21 protein-coding genes are annotated in these 22,115 nt (G+C 67.7%); 6 read left to right on the top strand and 15 right to left on the bottom strand.

From position 1 onward, the window contains the following. Window positions 1-242 precede the first annotated feature (242 nt). Window positions 243-653, bottom strand: a complete 411-nt coding sequence (locus AC1DER_RS14965; RefSeq protein WP_441817532.1) for a MerC domain-containing protein — start codon at window positions 651-653, stop codon at window positions 243-245. A gap of 137 nt (window positions 654-790) precedes the next feature. On the opposite strand from AC1DER_RS14965, the gene AC1DER_RS14960 reads away from it, so the two are divergent. Next, a complete protein-coding gene (locus AC1DER_RS14960) occupies window positions 791-2,881 on the top strand; it encodes a TonB-dependent receptor (RefSeq protein WP_477247800.1) in 2,091 nt (696 codons plus the stop codon). A gap of 105 nt (window positions 2,882-2,986) precedes the next feature. Here the strand turns inward: AC1DER_RS14960 and AC1DER_RS14955 are convergent, their stop codons facing one another. Together AC1DER_RS14955 and gltX are read right to left on the bottom strand one after the other, a co-directional pair. Beyond that, window positions 2,987-3,481, bottom strand: a complete 495-nt coding sequence (locus AC1DER_RS14955; protein ID WP_441817534.1) for a transcriptional repressor — start codon at window positions 3,479-3,481, stop codon at window positions 2,987-2,989. A gap of 27 nt (window positions 3,482-3,508) precedes the next feature. Beyond that, entirely contained in the window at window positions 3,509-4,915 is a 1,407-nt protein-coding gene (gene gltX, locus AC1DER_RS14950; protein WP_477247798.1) for a glutamate--tRNA ligase, read from the bottom strand. Between the two features lie 154 nt (window positions 4,916-5,069). On the opposite strand from gltX, the gene lpxH reads away from it, so the two are divergent. Next, entirely contained in the window at window positions 5,070-5,804 is a 735-nt protein-coding gene (gene lpxH / locus AC1DER_RS14945) for a UDP-2,3-diacylglucosamine diphosphatase (protein WP_477247796.1), read from the top strand. A 172-nt stretch (window positions 5,805-5,976) separates the two neighbouring features. Here lpxH and AC1DER_RS14940 read toward each other — a convergent pair whose 3' ends face one another. From AC1DER_RS14940 to AC1DER_RS14910, 7 genes are all read right to left on the bottom strand, one after another. Further along, window positions 5,977-6,783: a ferritin-like domain-containing protein gene (locus AC1DER_RS14940; protein WP_477247794.1), complete on the bottom strand. Its 807-nt coding sequence runs from the start codon at window positions 6,781-6,783 to the stop codon at window positions 5,977-5,979. Between the two features lie 36 nt (window positions 6,784-6,819). After that, the gene (locus AC1DER_RS14935) at window positions 6,820-7,176 is read right to left on the bottom strand and encodes a ribonuclease E inhibitor RraB (RefSeq protein ID WP_441817538.1); all 357 of its coding nucleotides are present in this window, start codon (window positions 7,174-7,176) and stop codon (window positions 6,820-6,822) included. Window positions 7,177-7,179: 3 nt separating this feature from the next. Further along, window positions 7,180-8,646, bottom strand: coding sequence for an amidophosphoribosyltransferase (gene purF, locus AC1DER_RS14930; RefSeq protein ID WP_441817539.1), 1,467 nt, complete (start codon window positions 8,644-8,646; stop codon window positions 7,180-7,182). A 46-nt stretch (window positions 8,647-8,692) separates the two neighbouring features. Next, window positions 8,693-9,262 carry a CvpA family protein gene (locus tag AC1DER_RS14925; RefSeq protein ID WP_441817540.1) on the bottom strand — a complete coding sequence of 190 codons (570 nt, stop codon included), beginning with the start codon at window positions 9,260-9,262 and terminating at the stop codon, window positions 8,693-8,695. A 35-nt stretch (window positions 9,263-9,297) separates the two neighbouring features. Beyond that, window positions 9,298-10,356: an SPOR domain-containing protein gene (locus AC1DER_RS14920; protein ID WP_441817541.1), complete on the bottom strand. Its 1,059-nt coding sequence runs from the start codon at window positions 10,354-10,356 to the stop codon at window positions 9,298-9,300. Between the two features lie 92 nt (window positions 10,357-10,448). Next, entirely contained in the window at window positions 10,449-11,753 is a 1,305-nt protein-coding gene (gene folC, locus AC1DER_RS14915; protein WP_477358105.1) for a bifunctional tetrahydrofolate synthase/dihydrofolate synthase, read from the bottom strand. A gap of 27 nt (window positions 11,754-11,780) precedes the next feature. Next, entirely contained in the window at window positions 11,781-12,422 is a 642-nt protein-coding gene (locus AC1DER_RS14910; protein WP_441817543.1) for a histidine phosphatase family protein, read from the bottom strand. Window positions 12,423-12,543: 121 nt separating this feature from the next. Here AC1DER_RS14910 and AC1DER_RS14905 point away from each other — a divergent pair, with 121 nt between their 5' ends. Beyond that, window positions 12,544-12,948: a DUF3224 domain-containing protein gene (locus AC1DER_RS14905; protein WP_441817544.1), complete on the top strand. Its 405-nt coding sequence runs from the start codon at window positions 12,544-12,546 to the stop codon at window positions 12,946-12,948. Window positions 12,949-12,958: 10 nt separating this feature from the next. Here AC1DER_RS14905 and AC1DER_RS14900 read toward each other — a convergent pair whose 3' ends face one another. After that, window positions 12,959-15,124, bottom strand: a complete 2,166-nt coding sequence (locus AC1DER_RS14900; protein ID WP_477245975.1) for a S46 family peptidase — start codon at window positions 15,122-15,124, stop codon at window positions 12,959-12,961. Between the two features lie 111 nt (window positions 15,125-15,235). Then, window positions 15,236-17,398, bottom strand: coding sequence for a S46 family peptidase (locus tag AC1DER_RS14895; protein ID WP_477245986.1), 2,163 nt, complete (start codon window positions 17,396-17,398; stop codon window positions 15,236-15,238). Between the two features lie 145 nt (window positions 17,399-17,543). On the opposite strand from AC1DER_RS14895, the gene tdh reads away from it, so the two are divergent. Beyond that, entirely contained in the window at window positions 17,544-18,578 is a 1,035-nt protein-coding gene (gene tdh / locus AC1DER_RS14890) for an L-threonine 3-dehydrogenase (protein WP_441817546.1), read from the top strand. 5 nt (window positions 18,579-18,583) lie between these two features. Further along, window positions 18,584-19,789, top strand: a complete 1,206-nt coding sequence (gene kbl / locus AC1DER_RS14885; protein WP_477245972.1) for a glycine C-acetyltransferase — start codon at window positions 18,584-18,586, stop codon at window positions 19,787-19,789. A gap of 84 nt (window positions 19,790-19,873) precedes the next feature. Here kbl and AC1DER_RS14880 read toward each other — a convergent pair whose 3' ends face one another. The 3 genes from AC1DER_RS14880 to AC1DER_RS14870 form a co-directional block, all read right to left on the bottom strand. After that, window positions 19,874-20,314: a hypothetical protein gene (locus tag AC1DER_RS14880; RefSeq protein ID WP_477245970.1), complete on the bottom strand. Its 441-nt coding sequence runs from the start codon at window positions 20,312-20,314 to the stop codon at window positions 19,874-19,876. 133 nt (window positions 20,315-20,447) lie between these two features. Continuing rightward, complete coding sequence (locus AC1DER_RS14875) at window positions 20,448-21,251, bottom strand: pseudouridine synthase (protein ID WP_477245968.1); 804 nt, start codon at window positions 21,249-21,251, stop codon at window positions 20,448-20,450. 4 nt (window positions 21,252-21,255) lie between these two features. Further along, window positions 21,256-21,771 carry a hypothetical protein gene (locus tag AC1DER_RS14870; RefSeq protein ID WP_441817549.1) on the bottom strand — a complete coding sequence of 172 codons (516 nt, stop codon included), beginning with the start codon at window positions 21,769-21,771 and terminating at the stop codon, window positions 21,256-21,258. A 151-nt stretch (window positions 21,772-21,922) separates the two neighbouring features. Here AC1DER_RS14870 and AC1DER_RS14865 point away from each other — a divergent pair. Further along, window positions 21,923-22,115: hypothetical protein (locus AC1DER_RS14865; RefSeq protein WP_477358102.1), on the top strand; the 193-nt coding region annotated here is incomplete at its 3' end.

The raw sequence follows: 22,115 nt of genomic DNA, 5'->3' as shown, positions 1-22,115 counted from the left end.
TATAAGAATGCGCGGCCGCAAAGTTTAGCACGGGCCCGCCCCCGCCCCCCATTTCCCACGGCACGCTCCACCGAGCGCCCGAGCCTGGATCCCGGCATACGCCGGGATGACACGCCCCAACCGCACCAGAGCCCCCTTGGTAAGGGGGCGCCCCGGCAGGGGCGGGGATCGGGAGGCGACAGCGGGGGCCCTAAATTTGCCCCGCAAATTTTGGGATTGGCTTTGAATGCGCAGCATTCAAACTAATGCACGCAGCTCGCGTCATGAACGTGGCCGTGGTTCAGGCGCAGATTCGCCAGGTGGCCCAGACCCACCAGCGTGCCGCCCAGCGTCATCGCGATGGCGTGTGGGATCACGCTTTCGTGCAGCGGGCGGAACATCACGCCCAGCCAAAGCAGCAGCAGGCCCGGCACGACCAGCGACAACGCGCGCAGGCCATGGTGGCGGCGGTAGCCCGAGAGCGTGCTGAAGAGCCCCAGGGAGGTGGCGAAGATCACGAACCCGGCCTCGAAGCTGCTTCCCAGCCATGTCGCAACGCCCAGCGACGGCAACGTCGCAATCAGCACCGGCAACAGCGCGCAGTGGATCGCGCACAGCAGCGAGCCAAAGGCGCCGAGGCGGTCGATCAGGCTGCGGGGGCGGATGGGCGGCATGAGCATGACTTCCGGGGGAGTGCAGAAGTGTGGATTGTTATAATATAACATTCCACGGAATCCGCCACGCCACTTTACCCGAACCCATGCCAAACCGCTGCATGCCCCGCCGCCTCCCCCTTGTCCTGGCCTTGGCCATGGCCCTCCCCCTCGCCGCCCAGGCCGCCCAGCCGGCCGATGAAGTCCCCGACCAGCACGACCACCAGACCACCGACCTGGCCGGCGTCGAGGTCAAGGCGACCCCGCTGGCGGGCACCGCGGAGGATCTGGCGCGCCCGGTCGAGGTGCTGTCTGGCGAGAAGCTCGACGAGGTCAAGGCGAACTCGATCGGCGAGACCGTCAGCAAGCTACCCGGCGTGCAATCGTCGTACTTCGGCCCCGGCGTCGGCCGGCCGATCGTGCGCGGCTTCGACGGTGCGCGCGTGCAGGTGCTCAGCGACGGCCTGGGGTCCGGCGACGTGTCCACGGTCAGCGTCGACCACGCTGTCAGCGTCGAGCCGTTCCTGGCCGACCAGATCGAGGTGCTCAAGGGCCCGGCGACCCTGCTCTATGGCAGCGGTGCCATCGGTGGCGCGGTCAACGTCGTCGATGGCCGCATTCCCGAGGCGGTGACCGATGAGCCGCTGCAGGGCCGCGCCGAGGTGCGTGGCAATACCGTCAACGACGAGAAGAGCGGCATGTTCCGCCTCGATGGCACGTCGTCCGGTGGCGGTTTCGTAATCCACGCCGATGGCCTGCACCGCGAGACCGGTAATTACGACATCCCCGGCTACCCCGAGAGCGCGCAGCGCATGGCGGCCGAGGGCGAAACGCCGGATCCGGCCGACAAGGGCACGCTGCCCAACAGCGCGGTGCGCACCGACAGTGGCGCACTTGGCGTGACCTGGATCGGCAGCCGCGGCTTCGTCGGCGTCGGCGCCAGCCTGTTCAACACGCTATACGGCATCCCCGGCGCCACGCACGAAGGCGAGGAAGGGCCGGTCACCATCTCGATGGACCAGCACCGCTACGAACTGCGCGGTGGCCTCGACAACCTCGGCCCGTTCAAGTCGCTGCGGGCAAAGGTCGCACGCACCGAATACACCCACACCGAATTCGAAGGCGAGGAAACCGGCACCATCTTCGAGAACACCAGCACCGAAGGACGCATCGAACTCGTCCACGAGCCGCTGCTCGGCTGGGACGGCGCAGTGGGCCTGCAATGGGGCCAGCGCGACTTCGAAGCGATCGGCGCCGAAGCCTTCGTGCCGCCGTCGAAGTCGAACGACGCCGGCCTGTTCTGGCTGGGCCAGCATGCCTACGGCCCGGTCAAGGCGGAGCTGGGCGCGCGCATCGACCGCAACCGCATCGACGTCGATGACGCGATCGCGATCGGCCCCGATCGCGACTTCAACACCAGCAGCCTGTCGGCCGCGCTGAAGTGGGACATCAACCAGTCCTGGCACCTCTCGTTCGGCCTGGACCGCGCGCAGCGCTCGCCGACGTCCGAAGAGCTCTACTCCGACGGCCTCCACGTCGCCACCTCGAGCATCGAACTGGGATCGCCGAACCTGGATGTGGAGACTGCCAATCGCGCCGAGGTCGGACTGCACTGGCACAACGGGCCGTTCAAGCTCGGCGCGTCGCTCTACCACGTCCGCTATGACGACTTCATCTACCTGGCCGACACCGGCGTCGAGGACGTCGATGGCCCGGTGCGCGTGTGGACCCAGGACAACGCCCGCTTCAACGGCGGCGAAGCCGAAGCCAGCTGGAACTTCGCCGACAACAACAGCGGCACCTGGGAAGCGCGCGTGTTCGGCGACATCGTCCACGGCGAACTCAGCGGCAGCGGCACGCGCGAGCTGAGCTTCTCGGTGCCGCATGGCGATCACAGCGACGAGTACACGGTCGACCTCGCCCGTGGCGGCAACCTGCCGCGCATCGCCCCCGGCCGTATCGGTGGTGAGCTGCGCTGGGAACTGGGCCGCTGGCGCGCGTCGATGGGCGCGGTGCGTTACGCCAAACAGGACGACGTGGCCGAGTTCGAAAGCGCGACGCCCGGCTACACCCTGGTCGATGCGCACGTGGCCTGGCACCGCGACACCGCCGCCGGAAACGCATGGGAACTGTTCGCCGATGGCAGCAACCTGCTCGACGAGGAAGCGCGCGTGCACACGTCATTCCTCAAGGACGTCGCCCCGCTTCCGGGCCGCGGCGTCGCCTTCGGCGTGCGCGCGTTCTTCTGACGCCAGCACGTCATTCCCGCGAAGGCGGGAACCCAGTGACTCGACCCCCACCGTCATCCCGGCGAACGCCGGGATCCATTCAACTCGCGCCTGCTGCGGCCCAGCTCAGGCCGCTTCCTTACCCGCGCAGTTCGCGCAGACGCCGTGCACTTCCAGCGTCTGCGCCTGGGCGGTGAACCCCAGCGCGCGTGCACGCGAATCGAGCAGCTCGACGATGCGCTCGTCTTCCAGCTCGGTCGCCGACTGGCATCGGTCGCAGATCAGGAACGGCACCGCGTGCTGCGCCGCGCCCGGATGGTGGCAGCCGACGAAGGCGTTGATCGAAGCGAGCTTGTGGATGAAGCCGTGCTCGAGCAGGAAGTCGAGGGCGCGGTACACCGTCGGCGGTGCCGCGGCATCGTGCGTGGCCTTCATCTGATCGAGCAGTTCATAGGCCTTGACCGGCCGGCCCGCATCGGCAATCAGGCGCAACGCATGCGCGCGGATCGGCGTGAGCCGCAGGCCACGCTGCTCGCACGACCGCTCCACCTCCTGCACGAAGGCGTCGCCATCGTGGACGTGGTGCTTGGGGTCGGTGCAGGCGTGGTCGTGTTGGCTCATCGGCGGATCGTCAGGGATGACCCTGATTTAGGCCCCGGCCGGCAGTTTTGCAAGGGCTGCGTCGATGCGCGCCACCGCCTCGCCTTGCCCCGCCAGGTAGACGGTATGGGAGATGTCCGGACTGACCTGGGTGCCGGTGACGGCCACGCGCAGCGGCTGGGCAACCTTGCCCATGCCGATGCCGAGCGCCGCGGCAGTCTCGTGCAGGGCCGCCGACACGCTGTCGGCGCTCCACTGCGGGAGCGCGGCCAGGCGCTCGCGCGCATCGGCCAGCGGCGCGCGCGCCGTCGCGACCAGGTGCTTGGCGACAGCGGCATCGTCGTACTGCGTCAGCGGCTGGAACCACACCGCGGCGCGCTCGGCCATCTCCTTGAGGGTCTGCACGCGGTCGCGCAGGGCGATAACGACATCCTTGGCCGCCGGTCCCTTGTCGAGGTCGTAGCCCTGCTCGCGCAGATGCCACAGCAGATGCTCGCCGACCTCGGCCGGATCGTCGGATTTCAGGTACTGCTGGTTCAACCAGCCGAGCTTGGCCGGATCCAGGCGCGAAGCCTTGGAATTGACGTCCTTGAGATCGAACAGTCCGGTCATCTCCGCGATCGAGAACACTTCCTGGTCGCCGTGCGACCAGCCCAGACGCACCAGGTAGTTGAGCAACGCGTGCGGCAGGTAGCCCATGTCGCGGTACTGCATGACGTCGGCGGCGCCGGTGCGCTTGGACAGCTTGGCGCCTTCCGGGTCCAGGATCATCGGCAGGTGGGCGAAGTGCGGCACTTCCGCGCCCAGTGCGTGATAGATGTTGATCTGGCGCGGGGTGTTGTTGACGTGATCGTCGCCGCGCACGACATCGGTGATGCCCATGTCCAGGTCATCGACCACGACTGCGAAGTTGTAGGTCGGATAGCCGTCGGATCGGAAGATCACCAGGTCGTCGAGCTCGCCATTGGCAAACTCGATGCGGCCCTTGACCTTGTCGTCCCAGGCAACCACGCCGTCATACGGATTCTTGAAGCGGATGACGCGGTTGGGATCGTCGCGATAGCCTTCCTTGCGCTCACGGTAGGCGCCGTTGTACCGCGGCTTGTCGCCGGCGACGATGGCGGCCTCGCGCATCGCCTCGAGCTCCTGCTTGGTCTCGTAGGCGTAGTAGGCGGTGCCGGCCGCGATCATCTGCTCGGCGACCTCGCGGTAACGATCCAGGCGCTGGGTCTGGTAGATCGGGCCCTCGTCGTAATCCAGCCCGAGCCAGTCCATCGCCTGCAGGATGGCGTCGATCGCCTCCTGGGTGCTGCGCTCGCGGTCGGTGTCCTCCACGCGCAGGATGAACTGCCCGCCACGGCGCCGCGCTTCCAGCCAGCAGTACAGCGCGGTGCGAGCGCCGCCGATGTGCAGGTAGCCGGTCGGACTGGGGGCGAAACGGGTGCGGCAGCTCATGCGGGGCTCGGGGTACGGCGGAAAACGGGGATTTTACCGGAGTGGCGGCCCGGCGACCGAACCGGGCAACCGTTCGTCCAGAACGCAGCGCCGCAGGCACGAAGTCGAAGCATCGCCCGGCCTCAGCCACAAGCCCGTGCCCTAGAATCACACCATGACCACCTTGTTCATCTCCGACCTCCACCTGGACGCCGAGCGTCCGCAGATCACCGAGCTGTTCGGCCAGTTCATCCGCAACGAAGCCCGTGGCGCCGACGCGCTGTACATCCTTGGCGACCTGTTCGAGGCCTGGGTCGGCGACGACGACCCGTCCGAAACCGGCGCCTTCGTCGCCGGCGAGCTGCGGGCGCTGCACGACTCGGGCGTGCCGGTGTACTTCATCCGCGGCAACCGCGATTTCCTGGTCGCGGAGGAATTCGCCCGCCGCGCCGGCGCGCGCATCCTGCCCGATCCGACGGTGGTGGTGCTGTACGGCCGCCCCACCCTGCTGATGCACGGCGACCTGCTGTGCACCGACGATGTCGCCTACCAGCAGTTCCGCACGCAGACGCGCAATCCGCATTGGCAAGCACAGTTCCTCTCGCAGCCGCTGGCGGCACGCATCGCCTTCGCCCAGCAGGCACGCGCCGCGAGCAAGGCGCACCAGAGCGGCCTGAAGACCCAGGGCACGATGGAAACGATCACCGACGTCGCGCCGGCGACGGTGGAAAGCACGATCAGCCGCTTCGGCATCGAGACGATCATCCACGGCCACACCCACCGCCCGGCGATGCACGAACTCGAAGTCGACGGCCACGCCTGCCTGCGCATCGTTCTGGGCGACTGGTACGACCAGGGCTCGGTGCTGCGCGTGAGCGCGGATGGGTACGACCTGCAGACGATTGGCTGACATCACCCCCAAGTCACCGGGTTCCCGCCTTCGCGGGAATGACGGCTTTCAGACGAAGACCATGAAACGAATCGCCGGAGCGGCGTCCACCGCGCCGGGGATTGCGTAGCAGCGGGACATGGATGTCCCGCGCCCGGCATAAAGACAGGATGTCGTCTGCCGCAGAAGGCCCCTACCCCGCCAGTTTCTCCAGCGCCGCCAGCTCCTCGTCATCGAATCCGGCCGCACTGCGCGCGGCATGATTGAACGGCCCGTACAGCACCGCCCGCGCGTACTCGCCGAGCAGCTCCCGGAACCTCGGCGCGGGCTCGATACCGGCGCGTTCGCAGTACCAGCGGAACCAGCGTGACCCCGCGGCGACATGCGCCACTTCCTCGCGCAGGATCACCTCCAGGATTTCGGCAGTGGCATCGTCGCCAAGCGAACGCAGCTTGACGATCATCGCCGGCGTCACGTCCAGGCCGCGCGCTTCCAGCACGCGCGGCACCAGCGCCATGCGCGCCAGACCGTCGTGCGCGGTCTTCTCGGCCATTTCCCACAGACCGTTGTGTGCATCGAAACTGCCGTAGTCGCGATCGAACTCGCGCAGGCGCGCACGCAACATCGCGAAGTGGCGCGCCTCGTCGGCGGCCACGCCTACCCAGTCGGCGTAGAACCCGAATGGCATCCCGCGAAAACGGTAAGCCGCATCCCACGCCAGGTCGATCGCGTTGAACTCGATATGGGCGATGGCGTGGATGAACGCCGCACGTCCGTCGACCGTGCCGAAGCCGCGCTTGGGCAGATCGCGCGGATGCACCAGCAGCGGGCGCTCCGGGCGCCCGGGCATCCGGATTGGCTCCGGCGCAGGCGCCGCCTCATCGATGACCAGTTCGCCGCGGGCGAAGGCTTCGGCCGCGGCGAAAGTCAACGCCAGCTTGTCGTCCGGCGTGGACGCGTCCAGGCAGGCACGGGCGGCGGCGAACAGCGTGCCGCTCATCGGCGCGCCAGTTTCGGCATGCAGGCCATGCCGGTGTCAGTGCGAGGTTTCGTCCGCCGGCGGGCAGCCCCAGCCATCCGCATAGCCGCGGTGCGACTCGGCCAGCTCGCCCAGCTGCAACTCCAGCGCGGTAATGGCTGCGTGCGACGGCGCCATCACGCGCACCACGCACACCTGCCAGACGCCTTCCTCGTCGACTTCCGCGTCCTCGACCATCAGGTCGGGCAATGCCGCGGCGGCTTCGATGAACGCCTCGGCATCGCTCTCCTCGGCGAACACATGGAAGAACTCGATGCCACGCGGCACGTCGAGGTCATCGCCGTCGTCGAGCATCTGCCGCAGCACCTGGCCGTTCTCGTCGTCGGGGATCATCATGCGGCGCAGTTCGTGCATGGCTCAGGCCCTCCGCGTCTTTTTCGCTTCGTCCGAACGCAGTTGCTTGATGCGCTCGAAGTAACCCGGCTCGATGCCGGTGACGTACTCGCCGTTGAAGCACGACGAATCGAAATGCTCGATGCGGTGCTTCGGACCGGACACGGCCTCTTCCAGGTCCGACAGGTCCTGGTAGATCAGCCAGTCGCAGCCGAGCAGCTTCTGCACTTCGTCGTCGCTGCGGTCGTGCGCGACCAGTTCCTCGGCCGACGGCATGTCGATGCCGTAGACATTGGGGAAGCGCACCGGCGGCGCGGCCGAGGCCAGGTAGACCTTGCGCGCACCGGCATCGCGCGCCATCTGCACGATCTGCTTGGACGTGGTGCCGCGCACGATCGAATCGTCGACCAGCAGCACCACGCGGTTGCGGAACTCCAGCGGGATCGGGTTGAGCTTGCGGCGCACCGACTTCGCGCGCTCGCCCTGGCCCGGCATGATGAAGGTGCGGCCGACATAGCGGTTCTTGATGAAGCCTTCGCGGTACTTGATGCCGAGCACGTTGGAGATTTCCAGTGCCGCGTCGCGCGAGGTGTCGGGGATCGGGATCACGGTATCGATGTCGTGGTCCGGCCACAGGCGCAGGATCTTCTCGCCGAGCTTCTGGCCCATGCGCATGCGCGCCTTGTGCACCGAGACCTCGTCCATCATCGAGTCGGGACGGGCGAAGTAGACGTACTCGAAGATGCACGGCGTGTGCTGGCGCGGTTCAGCGCACTGGCGGCTGAAGAACTCGCCGCGTGGCGTGATCACGATCGCCTCGCCCGGGCGGACGTCGCGCAGGCGTTCGAAACCGAGCAGGTCGAGGGCGACCGACTCCGACGCAACCAGGTACTCGTCCTGACCATTGCCCTGGCGCCTGCCCAGCACCAGCGGACGGATGCCGTTGGGATCGCGGAACGCGACCAGGCCCAGGCCGAGCACGGTGGCAACCACCGCAAACCCGCCGACACAGCGCCGGTGCACGCCCTCGATGGCGCGGAACGTGGCCTCCGGGTTCAGCGCCTTCTGCGTGTCGAGCTCATGCGCGAACACATTGAGCAGCACTTCCGAATCGGACTCGGTGTTGACGTTGCGGCGGTCCTGCTCGAACACCTCGCGACGAAGCTCGTCGGTGTTGATCAGGTTGCCGTTGTGGGCCAGTGCGATGCCGAATGGCGAGTTGACGTAGAAGGGCTGCGCCTCGTCGGAGCCTTCGCTGCCGGCGGTGGGATAGCGGCAGTGGCCGATGCCGACGCGGCCTTCCAGCAGGGCCATCGCCTTGGCGTCGAAGACCTCGTTGACCAGGCCGTTGCCCTTGTGCACGCGCAGCTTGCTGCCGTTGGCGGTGGCGATGCCGGCGGCGTCCTGGCCACGATGCTGCAGCACCGTCAGACCGTCGTAGAGCTGCGCCGCGACGTCGTTGTGGCCGACGATTCCGAGAATGCCGCACATGGTGATGAGTCCTGCTGAGTAAAAAGGGTTGTAGCGCGCGCGGCCGTCAGGCCCCGCTGACCGGCGCCGGCAGCGCCTGGTCGGGTTCATGCGCCGGCGCTTGCGGCGCCGGCAGTTCGTCACGACCATCCAGGTCCACTTGCGCGGCCACCCAGTCGGGCAGCCAGGTCCGCAACCACTGTGCGCCCGGCACGAACACCGGCACCACCTGCGAACGCTGCCATTGTTCCTCGCGCGGCATCGCCGTCAAACCCAGCAGCAGCACCAGCGCGCAGGCGACGAACGCACCACGCGCCAGGCCCAGTGCCAGACCCAGCATCCGGTCCAGCCCGGACAGGCCGACCGACTGCACCAGCTTGCGCACCAGCCAGCCCACCAGGCCGACCACGATCAACACGCCGATGAAACACAGTGCATAACCACCGAGCAGTTCGCCTGGGCCGGCATCGCCGTCGCCTGCGAACAACAGCGCCACCTGCCCGCCGAACCGGAACGCCGCCCACCCGGCCAGCACCCAGGCGGCCAGCGAGGCCAGCACGCCGACAAAGCCGCGCATCAGCCCGAACAGGGCCGACGCCACCACCACTGCCAGCAGCACCCAGTCAATCGCGCTCATGCGCTGCGCTCACTGTCTGCCTGGCCTAGATGGGGTCAGGGATGCGGTCGGACAATGCCGCTGACGCCCAGCTTTGCCGAGACCTGACCCTTGAGCTGGTCGGCGTCGGCGCGACTGGCGACCGGCCCGACCCGGACCCGGTTCAGCACGCCCTTGTCGGTTCGGACCTGCTCGACGAAGGCGCTGAAACCGGCCGCGCGGGCCCGATCGCGCAACTTGGCGGCCTCTTCGGCGCTGCCGAAGGCGCCCAGCTGGACGGCGAAGCCGGTATCGGCGGCGGCCGGACGGGCCGGCGCGGCAACCGGGGCAGCGCTGGCGACCGTGGTCGGAGCAGGCTTGGCGGCGGGCTTGGCCGGCGCTTCGACTGGTGGCTTGGTGACAGCGGCCTTGGTGACGGCCGCCTTGGCAGGCTCCGACGGCAGCGGCGCCGGCCGGGTGGCCGGCGTCGAGTCGGCCAGCGGCACCGGCGCCGAGACGGCGGGCGCGGGCGCCACAGCCGCGGTCTGCGCGGCAGCAGCCGGGTCGGCCGCGTCGGCGTCGAGCGTCACTACCTTGGCGCCGACGTCGCTGCGCACGCGCGCCGACTGCAGGCGCGCGGCCTCGGCTTCGGCCTGCGTGGCATAGGGTCCGATGCGGACGCGATAAAGGGTGCGGCTGCCGCTGGCGGGCGCCGCTTCCTGGTAACCGGGTAATTGCGCCGAGGCCAGCGCCTTGACCACGCGATCGGCGTCCGCTGACGAAGCGTAGCTGCCGAAACTCACTGCGTAGTTGCCCCCGGCGGTGCCCGCGGCGGAACTGGTCGCCGCATCCGGCGTCGCAGTGGCCGCCGCAGTGGCCGTGGTGTCGACCGTCGGCAACCTGTCGGCGTCGCCAGCGTCCATGCCGACCGCGCCACCCTGCGGCGCCTGGCCGGGGGTCACCAGCGGCAACTCACGCGTCTCGAACTCGCCCTGCGGAGCGTCGGGCAGCTTGAGGGGAACGTCGGAGGCTCCGCTTTCGGGCGCCGGGCCCTTGATCAGCATGGGCAGGAAGATCACCGCGAGCGCGACCAGTACCGTCGCGCCGATCAGTCGCTGTTTCAGGGCAGGTTCCATCGGGTCTCGCACACCGCAGGCGGATTGCCGCGCGAATTATACCCTTGCCGCCTGCCCTGACCGTTGCCTGAAATCGAATCGCGTCACACCGTTCAGTCGTGACCGAGCCATTCCAGCGCCGCGGCGGCGGTGTGGAACGAACCAAACACCAGCACGCGATCGCCCGGGGCTGCCTGCGCATGCGCCTGGCGTAATGCCTCCTCGACTGTTGCATGGCGTGCGCCCGCCGCTGCGTGCGTGTCCCGCAGTCGCTCCACCAGCGCCTGCGCGCTGCCACCGCGCGGCCCGGGCAAGCCGGCCAGGTGCCAGTGCCCGACCTGGGAAGCGATCGCATCGACCACGCCCGCCACATCCTTGTCGCTCAACGCCGCATACACCGCGTGGACCGCACCCGGCACGGGATTGGCGGCCAGCCAGGCGGCCAGCGCGCGCGCCGCCTGCGGGTTGTGGCCGACATCCACCACCACCTCGACGCCATCGCGATCGACACGCTGCAGGCGGCCGGGGACGTCGGCGCTGGCGATGCCTTCGATGATGGCCTGGCGCGTCACCGTCCGGCCCAGCGCGCGCAATGCGGCAATGGCGACGGCGGCATTGCGCAGCTGCACGGGTGCGACCAGGCGCGGCATTGGCAGGTCCAGGCGGAAACCGACTTCGCGCCAGCGCCAGCGCCGCGGCAGCGGACGGCCGTTGCCATCGAGCTCCACCGGCAGCACCTCGAAGAAGAAATCGTTGCTGATCCGCCAGGTCGAGGCGCCGATGCGGTAGGCGTGCCCGAGCACGCTCGACGGCGGGTCGTCGTCACCGAGCACCAGGGCCTTGCCCATGCGCGCGATCCCGACCTTCTCCGCGCCGATCGCCTCGCGCTCGTCGCCGAGGTAATCCTGGTGGTCGAGATCGACCGTGGTGATGATCGCCACATCGGCATCGACCAGGTTGGTCGCATCCAGGCGCCCGCCCAGGCCCACCTCGAGGATCGCCAGGTCGAGCCCGGCGCGCTCGAACAGCCACAGCGCGGCCAGGGTGCCGTACTCGAAATAGGTCAGCGCGACCTCGCCGCGTGTTGCCTCCACGCGTGCGGCCTCGATGGCCTCGAACGCAGCGATGAGGTCGGTATCGCCAACGTCTTTGCCATCGATGCGGATGCGCTCGTTGTAGGTGAGCAGGTGCGGCGAGGTGTAGGCGCCGACCTTGCGCCCCGCGGCACGCGCCATCGCCTCGAGGAAGGCAACCGTCGAACCCTTGCCGTTGGTGCCGCCGACCGTGATGACCTTCTTCGCCGGGCGCTTGAGGCGCAGCCGCCCGGCTACTTCGGCGATGCGCTCCAGGCCCATGTCGATGGTCTTGGGGTGGATGCGCTCGATGTATTCGAGCCAGTCGGCAAGCGTGCGGGTCATCGCCGCATTATCGCCTGTCCGCGTCGCTTACAGCGCCCGGTGCACGGCTTCTCCGAACAGCAGCGTGTGGTGGCTGCAGTCGTTCAGGCGCACCACCTCGAGGTGGTCGACGTCGGCGCCTTCGAGCAGGTTGATGGTGGTGGGCGCCTGGCGGAAGCTCCACAGCCGCGCCAGCGGGATGCCCAGCACGTGGCACAGCAGCACGCGATTGACCGCATCGTGGGCGACCACCAGCAGGGTGTCGCCATCGCCCAGCCCCTCGGCAGCGCGCGCGAAGGCCGGCCAGGCGCGGTCGAACACATGCTGCAGCGACTCGCCCTGCGGCATCAGCACTTCGTGCGGGGCGTCGCGCCAGGCCTGCAGGCGTTCGCCGTCGCGCTCGCGGATTTCGCTGGCAAGCAGGCCTTCCCAGGTGCCGTGGGCGATTTCCATCAGGCCCGGATCGAGGGTCAGCGGCAGGTCGCGCTCGCCCAGGGCGAACTCGGCGGTCTGGCGCGCGCGGGTCAGCGGCGAGGCGACGGCACGGGTGATCGGGAGTTCGCGCAGGCGCTCGCCAAGCGCACGCGCCTGGCCAATGCCGACCGGCGACAGCGGGATGTCTTCCTGGCCCTGGTAGCGGCCTTCGGCATTCCACGGCGTCTCGCCGTGACGGGCTAATAGGATGCGCATGTGTCTTGTGTGTGGGGACGCAGCACCGCAGCCTAGGCAAATGCCGGCGGCGGCACAACCGTTGCACTGGCAACCGCCGCGCCGGTGCGCGAGGATCAGGGCCCCTGCAAGGAGCACGACCATGGCACGACAGGTGAACGGCGAGTTCGAGGTCAAGCGCACGCCCGAAAGCGGCTGCGATCTGGGCGACGGTGTCGTCGCCGGCCATTTCCGTTTCGACAAGCGCTTCCATGGCCCGCTCGACGCAACCGCGGTGGTGCACATGCTCGCCGTCGGCACCGAGGTCGAGGGCTCGGCGGCCTATGTCGCCATCGAGCGCATCAGCGGCTCACTCGATGGCCGCGTCGGCGCCTTCCTCACCCAGCACAACGGCACCCTCGACCGCGGCGTGCCGACGCTGACGGTGAACGTGGTGCCCGATTCGGGCACGGGCGAGCTGCGGGGCCTGTCGGGACGAATCATCATCGACATCGCCGACGGCAAGCACTTCTACACGTTCGACTACGAGCTTCCGACGCAGGAGTGAAACGTGCCGGTCACTTCTTCTGCGGCAGGCCGATTTCCTGCAACAGCTGCGGCGCCGGATAGACTTCCTGCATGATCCAGCGCATGTAGCGCTGGTCGACCGAGATCATCCGCGTCATCGCCGGATCGAACACCCAGTTGCTGCTCACCGACTCCCAGTTGCCGTCGAACGCGAGCCCGACCAGCTTGCCCTGAGCGTCGAGCACCGGCGAACCCGAATTGCCGCCGGTGATGTCCAGGTCCGACAGGAAGTTCACCGGCACCGTGCCGAGCTTCTTGTCGGCCAGGCCACCGTAGTTCTTCGCCGCGACGGCATCGAGCAGCACCTTGGGCGCATTGAACGGATCCTGGCCGGTGGCCTTGGCGGCGACTTCCTCCAGGCGCGTGAACGGCGCCTGCTTGCTGCCGTCGAGCCTGGTGTAGCCGGTGACGTTGCCGAAGGTGATACGCAGCGACGAGTTGGCGTCCGGATAGACGAACTGGCCCTTGCTCTTGCGGTAATCGGCCACCGCCTGCAGGTACAGCGGGCGCGACAGCAGCGCGTCGCCGGCACGGGCCTTTCCTTCGTTCTCCAACTGCAGCACGGTCGGCATGATCGCCACCGCGAACTGGATCGCCGGGTCCTTGCTCTTCTCCAGCTCGGCGCTGCTGGCCGTCATCAGGCGCAGGCGTTGCTCGGTGATGCCCAGGTTGGTTTTGGCGAGCTTGTCGAGCGCGCGGTTGATCGCCTTGTCGTCGCTGCCGCCAAGCCACTTCTCGAGCGCGGGGATCCGCTGCGACGCCGGCAGCTTGGTGTACTCGCGCAACCAGTAGGCCTGCAGCTGGCGGTCCATCGCCGGCACGTAGCGGCGCTCCATCTGCCGCATGCCGCCTTCGAACGTCGCCAGGTCGCGTTGCTGGTAGCCCTGCTCGCGCTGCGCATCGGGCTTGGCGCGCTCGAGCGACAGCCGGTACAGCTGCGTCGCCGCACCCAGGACACCCGTGCTGCGCAGCTGGCCGAACACCAGGTCGCGCTCGCGGTTGCCGCGCGCGGCTTCATCGAGTTCCACCAGTCTGGCGTGCGCGGCCAGCGCCGGCTCGCCCTTGCCGCCCTGCTGGCGCAACCACTCCAGGATCGCGGTTTCCTCGGCCTGCTTGCGCTGCGCCGCGTCGATGCGCCTGAAGCCTTCGAGCTGGCCCTCGTAATTCTTCATCGTGTTCTGCCAACCCTTTACGGTGCTGGCGTACTTCACGGCGACGTCCGGATTCCTGCGTCCTTCGGCCTGGACCAGTGCGACCAGGTCCTTGTAGTGTCCGGCGATGGTCGGATAGGTCCAGCTCGCGGTTTCCTGGAACTCCTCGGCCAGTGCATAGCGCGAGGTGCGCCCCGGATAGCCGGCCACCATGACGAAGTCGCCGGCGCCGAGCGGCTTGTCGGCGAATTTCAGCCAGGCCTTGGGCTGGTAGGGCACGTTGTCGGGCGAGTACGCGGCCGGCTTGCCGTCCTTGCCGACATACGCGCGATAGAACGAGAAATCGCCGGTGTGGCGCGGCCAGGTCCAGTTGTCGACCTCGCCACCGAAGTTGCCCACGCCTGCCGGGGGCGCGTAAGCCAGGCGTACGTCGCGAATCTCGAGGTTGCGGAACAGACGGTAGGTGGTGCCGCCAGAGAAGCTGTACAGACGGCAGCGGAAGCCGGCCTCGCGCTCGCACGAGGCCACCAGCTGCTTCTCGATGGTTTCCAGCGCGGCCGTGCGCGCCAGCGCATCAGGCGCCGCGGCGATCGCATCGTGGACCTGACGGGTCACGTCCTGGATGGTGTCGAGCGCGTAGATGCGCGCGTTGGGTCCGGCGGAGACTTCATCGGCCGGCGTGGCGGCATTGAAGCCGTCCTTGATGAGGTTCTTTTCCGGCGTGGAGTTGAGCTGGATCGCGCCATAGGCGCAATGGTGGTTGGTGACCACCAGGCCCTGCGGCGAGACAAAACTTGCAGTGCATCCGCCCAGCGAGACCACCGCGGCCATCGGATCGCCGGTCAGGTTGGCCAGTTGCCTGGGATTGAGCTTGAGGCCGGCCTTCTTCAGCGGGCCGGCAATTTCCGGCAACTGCTGCGGCACCCACATGCCCTCTCCTGCCCGGGCGACGCCGGCTCCAGCCAACGCACCCAGTACCGCAACTGCCAACACCGTATGACGCATGCATCCGCTCCGAGCAGGAAAATCAACGACCGAGTCTAGCCCGTGGCGAACCCGCGCGACCATGACGCGGCACGGGCTGCCATTCAGCTTTGTCGCGCAATCTGCCGGCCGTCATTCCGCCGGCAGATTCATTTCCTTCAACAGGTGCGGCGCCGGGTACACCTTTGCCAGCAACCACCGCAGGTAGCGCATGTCGACATGGATCGCACGCTTGTAGCGCGGATCGAACATCCAGCTCGCACTCACCGCTTCCCAGTTGCTGTCGAAGTTCAGGCCGATCAGGTCGCCCTTGGCGTCAAGCACCGGCGAACCGGAATTGCCGCCGGTGGTGTCGAGGTTGGTCATCAGGTCGACCGTCTGCGTGCCCAGGCTCGGCTCGGCGGTGCTGCCGAAATCGCCCTTGGCAATCGCATCGCGCAGCGGCTGCGGCGCGTTGAACGGCTCGGCGCCGGTGTGCTTCTCGACGATGCCCTGGACGGTGGTCAGCGGCAGGTAGTGCACGCCGTCGTGCGGATCCATCGCGCTGATGCGGCCGTAGCTCACGCGCAGGGTCGAGTTGGCATCCGGGTAGACGGCGCGGCCCTGCGACTTGCGATAGGCGATCAGCGCGCGCATGTAGGCCGGGCGCAGGCGCAGCAGTTCGCCGGCGCTGGCCTTGCCCTCGCCTTCGATCCGCTGGATCGCCGGCAGCAAGGTCGCCGCGGCCTTGAGCAGGGTGTCGTTCGACTTGGCCAGCGTGGCGCTGCTGGCGCTCATCGCCGCCAGTCGCTGCTTCTCGTCGCCCAGGCGCGTGCCCGCATACAGCGCGTCGAGGCGCGTCTTCAGCTGCGCCGGCGTGGCGCCGAACACCGCGTCGAACTCGGCAACGTGCTGCGCTTTCGGCAATGCCTGGTACTGCCTGATCAGCTCGGTCAGCAAGGCCTTCTCGATCGCCGGCGAGTAGCGCCGTTGCACCTGCTTGAGCTGGCCGGTGATCAGCACCTCGTCGCGCTGCTGGTAACCACTCTCGCGCTGCTCGTCGGGCCTGGGACGCTCGGCTGCCCAGCGCTGCAGCGTGATCGCCGAACGCAGCAACTGCGTCTGCGACTGGATCACGCCCAGCAACTGGTCGCGCTCGCGCGTGGCCACGCCCTGGTCGATCACCGCCTGGGCGGCGGCGATGTCGGCGCGCGTCGCGGCGGCGTCGGCCTGCTTGTCGAGCCAGGCGTACATCGCGGCTTCGTCATCGCGACGCACTTTGGCCGCGTCGCTGCGGCGCAGCCCATCCAACTCGCCCTGGGCGCGCTTGAGGGTGTTCTTCAAGCCGCGCACCTGCGAGGCATAGCTCACGCGCGCGGCCTCGTCCTTGCTGCCGCCGGCTTCGATCACGTCGATCATGCGCTGGTACAAGGCCACGCGCGACGGCAACTGCCAGTCGATCTGGTTGGCGAATTCCGAGGCCATGCGATGACGGAACGTCACGCCCGGGTAGCCGGCGAGCATGGCGAAGTCGCCTTCCTTGACGTTGCGTGTGGACACCTGCAGGTGCGCCGGTGGTACGTAGGGAACGTTGTCGGCCGAGTAGTCGGCCGGCTTGCCGTCCTTGCCGACGTAGGCGCGCAGCAGGGTGAAGTCGCCGGCATGGCGTGGCCAGACGAAGTTGTCGACCTCGCCGCCGTAGTTGCCGATGTCGTTCGGCGGCGCATAGACCAGGCGCACGTCACGCAGCTCGAGCTGGCGCACGAGGTAGAAGTCGGTCCCGTAGTACATGTTGGCGATGCTGCAGCGATAGCCCGGCTCGCTTTCGCACCTGGCCACGGCGGCCTTGCTGGCGCTGTCGACCGCGTCGTAGTAATCGCGCCCCTGCTTGCCGCGCGCAGCGGCGAGGATGGTGTCGGTGACGCGGTCGAAGCCGGTGGTCACCAGCACGCGATAGTCGGGATTGGCGGGCAGTTCGCCGGCGCGATTGCTGGCGATGTAGCCGTCCTTGATCAGGTCGCTGCCAGGCTTGGAGTTGTACTGGATCACGCCAAAGGCGACGTGGTGGTTGGTCAGCACCAGGCCGTCCTTCGACACGAACGCGCCGCTGGCGCCGCCAACCTTGACCACCGCATTCATCGGCGGCCGCGCCAGCTCTGCCAGGTCGCCGGGCTTGCCCTTGAAGCCGGCGGCCTTGAGCTGGCGGGCGATCTCGGGCAGCTGCGACGGCATCCACATGCCCTCGTCGGCGTGGGAGACGCCGGCGCCGACGATCAGCAGCACGGAGACGGACAGGGCGGACAAACGGTGGCGCATGGTCGGCATGACGGGCTTCGAGCGGCTCGGGAAGCCGGCGACGATAGGCCAACCCGACCGGCCGGGGCAAACCTGCCCCCCGGCCCGGGCGGGTCGGCGGCGTATAATTCCCGCCTCTTTACCGCCAATCCGCGGACGTTCCCAAATGACGCAAATGATGAAAGCGCTGGTCAAGCGCGAAGCTGGCAAGGGCATCTGGATGGAAGAGGTGCCGGTCCCGGCGCCCGGCCCGAACGAAGTCCTGATCAAGCTCGAGAAGACCGCGATCTGCGGCACCGACCTGCACATCTACCTGTGGGACGAGTGGAGCCAGCGCACGATCAAGCCCGGCCTGGTGATCGGCCACGAATTCGTCGGCCGCATCGCCGAAGTCGGCCCGGGCGTGACCGGCTACAAGACCGGCCAGCGCGTCTCGGCCGAAGGCCACATTGTCTGCGGCCATTGCCGCAACTGCCGCGCCGGCCGCCAGCACCTGTGCCCGAACACCGTCGGCATCGGCGTCAACCGCAACGGCGCGTTTGCCGAATACATCGTGATGCCGGCCAGCAACCTGTGGCCGATCCCGGACCAGATCCCGAGCGAACTGGCCGCGTTCTTCGACCCCTACGGCAACGCCGCGCATTGCGCGCTGGAGTTCGACGTGGTCGGCGAGGACGTGCTGATCACCGGCGCCGGCCCGATCGGCATCATTGCCGCGGGCATCTGCAAGCACATCGGCGCGCGCAATGTCGTGGTCACCGACGTCAACGACTTCCGCCTCAAGCTCGCCGCCGACATGGGCGCCACGCGCGTGGTCAACGTCGCCAACACCTCGCTCAAGGACGTGATGGCCGACCTGCACATGGAAGGCTTCGACGTCGGCCTGGAGATGAGCGGCAACCCGCGCGCCTTCAACGACATGCTCGACTGCATGTACCACGGCGGCAAGATCGCCATGCTCGGCATCATGCCCAAGGGCGCCGGCTGCGACTGGGACAAGATCATCTTCAAGGGCCTCACCATCCACGGCATGTACGGCCGCAAGATGTACGAGACCTGGTACAAGATGACGCAGCTGGTCCTCAGCGGCTTCCCGCTCGGCAAGGTGCTGACGCACCAGTTGCCTATCGACGATTTCCAGCAGGGTTTCGACCTGATGGAATCGGGCAAGGCCGGCAAAGTCGTGCTGAGCTGGAACTGACCGCCATGGCAAACTCCCCCGCCCTGACCGCCCGCTACGCGGAAGAACTCGACAGCATCCGTGCCCAGGGCCTGTTCAAGGCCGAGCGCGTGATCACCTCGCCGCAGTCGGCGCAGATCACGCTGGAAGATGGCCGCACGGTGCTGAACTTCTGCGCCAACAACTACCTCGGGCTCGCCGATCACCCCGACGTCATCGCCGCCGCCAAGGCCGCGCTCGACACGCACGGCTTCGGCATGGCCTCGGTGCGTTTCATCTGCGGCACCCAGGACCTGCACAAGCAGCTCGAGCAGACCATCGCCGGGTTCTTCGGCACCGAGGACACCATCCTCTACGCCGCCTGCTTCGACGCCAACGGCGGCCTGTTCGAGCCGCTGCTCGGCGAAGACGACGCGATCATCTCCGACGCACTCAACCACGCCTCGATCATCGACGGCGTGCGCCTGTGCAAGGCCAAGCGGTTCCGCTACGCCAACTGCGACATGGCCGACCTGGAGAAGCAGCTCCAGGCCGCCGATGCCGCCGGCTGCAAGACCAAGCTGATCACCAGCGACGGCGTGTTCTCGATGGACGGCTTCATCGCCCCGCTCGACGAAATCACCGCGCTGGCGAAGAAGTACAACGCCCTCGTACATATCGACGAATGCCACGCCACCGGCTTCCTCGGCGCCAGCGGCCGCGGCTCGGCCGAAGTGAAGGGCGTCATGGACAAGATCGACATCTTCACCGGCACCCTTGGCAAGGCCATGGGCGGCGCACTCGGCGGCTTCACCACCGCGCGCCGCGAAGTGATCGAAATGCTGCGCCAGCGTTCGCGGCCGTACCTGTTCTCCAATTCGTTGCCGCCGCACGTCGTGGCCGCCGGCATCAAGGCGTTCGAGATGCTGTCCTCGGCCGGCGAGCTGCGCGAACAACTGGCTGCCAATACCGCCTACTTCCGCGAACAGATGAACCAGGCCGGCTTCGACATCAAGCCCGGCGTGCACCCGATCTGCCCGGTGATGCTGTACGACGCACCGCTGGCGCAGAAGTTCGCCTCGCGGCTGCTGGAGGAAGGCATCTACGCGATCGGCTTCTTCTTCCCGGTCGTGCCGCAGGGCCAGGCGCGCATCCGCACGCAGATGTCGGCCGCGCATACGCGCGAGCACCTGGACCAGGCGATTGCGGCGTTCATCAAGATCGGCCGCGAACTGGGCGTGATCAAGGGCTGACGTTCGCGCAGTCACGGCGCGGCAAAAACAAAAGGCCGGTCATTGACCGGCCTTTTGCATTCCATCCGACGAGGATGTGTTTGTTTACTTGCCCTTGGCGTCGCTGGCGACCTGGGCACCGCCCTGCGCTGCGGCAGGCTGCGCGCCGCCGCCCGGTGCGCCCTTGGCCACGCGGATACCGCGCGACTTCATCCAGGCGTCGAATTCCTCGGCAGTCATCTTCTTGCCGTTCTGGTTCATGTTGAAACGGTACGGCGTGTTGTCGAACTGGGTCTTGGGCTTGTACTCGCCCGGCAAGGTGGATTCCGCGGCGACTTCGGCCTTGGGCTCTTCGGCCTTGGGCGCGGCTTCGGCGGTCTTGGTCTTCTTGCCCGCGGCGACCATCACTCCCTGCTCCATGCGCACGGCCGAACGGGCGACGTCCGACTGCGCTGCCACACCCTGGCCACGATCGACCGAGCCGGTGTGCGCGGCGGCAACGCCCGACACCAGCAGCAACGAAACCACCATCGACATCTTGCGCATCTGAGCTCTCTCCCCACGACGAAGTTGGCCGCAGTGTAGGCGTCAAAACCGCGCAAAGGAAACGTTAAAAGAGTGATGTGCCCCACAATCCGACACTGTGCGTCACCCGCTCCAGCGAGGACCGGCACTCAGCTCACAGATGAACAGGGGGCACGGTCAGTGCGCCCACTTCCGCATCATTGAGGTGACGCCATTGCCCCTTGCCCAGCTCGCCCAGCTGCAGCGACCCGATGCCAACCCGGACCAGTCGCAACACGCCGATGTCGAACCCGTCGAGCAGGCGGCGGATCTGACGGTTGCGGCCCTCTTCGAGGACGATCTCAAGCCAGGCATTGCGTTCGCCGCTGCGCAGCAGGCGCGCCGAGCTGGCGCGCAACCACTCGCCTTCGGCCTCAACCCCCGTCACCAGCGCCGCCAGCAGGGCCTGCTCGGGAAGCGTGTCGACCTGGACGTGGTAGGTCTTGTCCGGACCGGTCTGCGGGTCGGTGATCAGCGCCGCCCAGGCCGGGTCGTTGCTGAACAGCAGAAGGCCTTCGCTGGCCTTGTCGAGCCGGCCCACCGGCGCCAGCCACGGCAGCCCGGAACCGTCGAGGCATCGGTAGACCGTATCGCGGCCGCGTTCGTCCTGGGTACTGGTGACCAGGCCCCGCGGCTTGTTGAGCATCAGGTGGATCCGCGGCGCCTGGTCGAGATCGCGCCCGTCCACGACGATCCGCTGCCGGCCCTGCACGATCGGAAACTCCGGGTCGCGGACCACGCGTCCGTCGACTTCAACGCGACCGGCCTGGATCCAGCGTGCAGCCTCGCTGCGCGAGCACAGGCCCTGCTTCGACATCACGCGCGCAAGGCCGTGGCGAGGCGTGGCCGCGCGGGTGGAAACCGGCTTCACGAAATGCCGGCGCAGCGGCACAGGCGACGGGGCGCAAAGGCGCCCCACGCAATCACTTCTTTTCTTCCTTGACCGGCACCGGAGCGACCGGCGCCACCGGTGCGGCCGGCGCTGCGACAGCGCCCTTGCCCTTGGCCACGCGCACGCCCTTGGCCTTCATCCAGGCATCGAACTCTTCGGCGGTCATCTTCTTGCCGTTCTGGTTCATGTCGAAACGCCACGGCGTATTGTCGAACTGCGTCTTGGGCTTGTAGGCCGCCGCGTCGTTCGCGCTCGGCATGGCGGCAGCCGGCGCCGCCGCCGGCAATGCCTTGGCCACCTGGCACCCTTCCAGGCGCAGGCGGAACAGTACCTGGTCAACGGCCAACGCTTCGTCGAACGCCTGCGACAACACGCCGGTAGGTGCACCGAGCTGATGGCTGGGAACGACGAGCTCCGGTGCGATCGGAGCGACCACGGTAGGACGGATCGGCAGCGACGTCGGTGCTGCGACCGAACCGCATTGCGCGGACTGCGCCTGTGCCATCGAGGCGATCAACATCAACGACAGACCGAACATCGCGCGCATGGCGCCGCTCCTTCCATTCGCCCCTGGAACCGGAACGTTCCCGGGCTGCCTGCGCAGTGTAGGCGTCAGTCCAAGGTGCGACAACCTTGAAAACAGGCGTAAAAGCAGCCTCACGCGGGCATAACGCATGCGCCTGCGCCGATGCTGGCGCATGAACGACGAAGCCCGGCACAAGGCCGGGCTTCGAAGATTGCCTGGAAGAATCGTTACCGAGGTTCGTTACCGGGCTTCGTTACGGAAACCCGGCGTCCCGAACTCAGTTCTGGACGTTCAGCTCGGTGCGACGGTTCTTCTCGCTCTTGCAGGCCGGGAACGCCTGGCCCATGTCCTCGAGCGGGCGGCTC

It is taken from the genome of Lysobacter sp. 05T417, assembly GCF_056396405.1.
The sequence above is the reverse complement of the archived record's forward strand: the minus strand, read 5'-3'. Positions and strand labels throughout refer to the sequence as shown.

What these genes read in the sequence shown, in the direction of transcription:
- AC1DER_RS14965 (WP_441817532.1), bottom strand. Translation starts at nt 653, where the DNA reads ATGCCGCCCATCCGCCCCCGCAGCCTGATCGACCGCCTCGGCGCCTTT.
- AC1DER_RS14960 (WP_477247800.1), top strand. Translation starts at nt 791, where the DNA reads ATGGCCCTCCCCCTCGCCGCCCAGGCCGCCCAGCCGGCCGATGAAGTC.
- AC1DER_RS14955 (WP_441817534.1), bottom strand. Translation starts at nt 3,481, where the DNA reads ATGAGCCAACACGACCACGCCTGCACCGACCCCAAGCACCACGTCCAC.
- gltX (WP_477247798.1), bottom strand. Translation starts at nt 4,915, where the DNA reads ATGAGCTGCCGCACCCGTTTCGCCCCCAGTCCGACCGGCTACCTGCAC.
- lpxH (WP_477247796.1), top strand. Translation starts at nt 5,070, where the DNA reads ATGACCACCTTGTTCATCTCCGACCTCCACCTGGACGCCGAGCGTCCG.
- AC1DER_RS14940 (WP_477247794.1), bottom strand. Translation starts at nt 6,783, where the DNA reads ATGAGCGGCACGCTGTTCGCCGCCGCCCGTGCCTGCCTGGACGCGTCC.
- AC1DER_RS14935 (WP_441817538.1), bottom strand. Translation starts at nt 7,176, where the DNA reads ATGCACGAACTGCGCCGCATGATGATCCCCGACGACGAGAACGGCCAG.
- purF (WP_441817539.1), bottom strand. Translation starts at nt 8,646, where the DNA reads ATGTGCGGCATTCTCGGAATCGTCGGCCACAACGACGTCGCGGCGCAG.
- AC1DER_RS14925 (WP_441817540.1), bottom strand. Translation starts at nt 9,262, where the DNA reads ATGAGCGCGATTGACTGGGTGCTGCTGGCAGTGGTGGTGGCGTCGGCC.
- AC1DER_RS14920 (WP_441817541.1), bottom strand. Translation starts at nt 10,356, where the DNA reads ATGGAACCTGCCCTGAAACAGCGACTGATCGGCGCGACGGTACTGGTC.
- folC (WP_477358105.1), bottom strand. Translation starts at nt 11,753, where the DNA reads ATGACCCGCACGCTTGCCGACTGGCTCGAATACATCGAGCGCATCCAC.
- AC1DER_RS14910 (WP_441817543.1), bottom strand. Translation starts at nt 12,422, where the DNA reads ATGCGCATCCTATTAGCCCGTCACGGCGAGACGCCGTGGAATGCCGAA.
- AC1DER_RS14905 (WP_441817544.1), top strand. Translation starts at nt 12,544, where the DNA reads ATGGCACGACAGGTGAACGGCGAGTTCGAGGTCAAGCGCACGCCCGAA.
- AC1DER_RS14900 (WP_477245975.1), bottom strand. Translation starts at nt 15,124, where the DNA reads ATGCGTCATACGGTGTTGGCAGTTGCGGTACTGGGTGCGTTGGCTGGA.
- AC1DER_RS14895 (WP_477245986.1), bottom strand. Translation starts at nt 17,398, where the DNA reads ATGCGCCACCGTTTGTCCGCCCTGTCCGTCTCCGTGCTGCTGATCGTC.
- tdh (WP_441817546.1), top strand. Translation starts at nt 17,544, where the DNA reads ATGACGCAAATGATGAAAGCGCTGGTCAAGCGCGAAGCTGGCAAGGGC.
- kbl (WP_477245972.1), top strand. Translation starts at nt 18,584, where the DNA reads ATGGCAAACTCCCCCGCCCTGACCGCCCGCTACGCGGAAGAACTCGAC.
- AC1DER_RS14880 (WP_477245970.1), bottom strand. Translation starts at nt 20,314, where the DNA reads ATGCGCAAGATGTCGATGGTGGTTTCGTTGCTGCTGGTGTCGGGCGTT.
- AC1DER_RS14870 (WP_441817549.1), bottom strand. Translation starts at nt 21,771, where the DNA reads ATGCGCGCGATGTTCGGTCTGTCGTTGATGTTGATCGCCTCGATGGCA.